This is a genomic window from Microbulbifer mangrovi, assembly GCF_002009015.1.
Lineage (GTDB): Bacteria > Pseudomonadota > Gammaproteobacteria > Pseudomonadales > Cellvibrionaceae > Microbulbifer > Microbulbifer mangrovi.
Genome location: NZ_LZDE01000029.1, coordinates 1 through 371, shown reverse-complemented (window position 1 = coordinate 371; position 371 = coordinate 1). Strand labels below are relative to the sequence as shown.

Annotated in this window: 1 protein-coding gene; it reads right to left on the bottom strand. The window is 56.9% G+C overall.

The annotated features are described in order from the left end of the window. The coding region (locus B4U49_RS00130) for a metallopeptidase TldD-related protein (protein WP_239692409.1) at window positions 1-371 on the bottom strand (371 nt) is incomplete at both ends.

Here is a 371-nt window from a genome sequence, read left to right as displayed (position 1 = left end):
CCACCAAACTGGAAGTTGTAGCGCTGCTGGTCGATGGAGAAGGAGCCGTCGCCGACAATATAGATACCTTTCTCCACGTCCTTGATCATGTCGTCCAGGGCCAGTTCTTCTTCGCCGGGCAACAGGGAAACGTTGGCCATACGCTGGAACTGCACGTTGGACCAGCTGTCCGCGTAGCAGCAGCCGTGGGACTCTTTCTGATCCAGCATATGTACCTGATCGCGAATCGCCTGGTAATTGGTGAGTACACCCTCTTTTACCAGATCCCAGCTACCGGTTTTCACGCCCTCGTCGTCGTAACCCACGGCGCCGAGCGAGCCCGGCTGCACCTTGTCCGCAAACAGGTTGACCTTGTCGCTGCCGTACTTGAA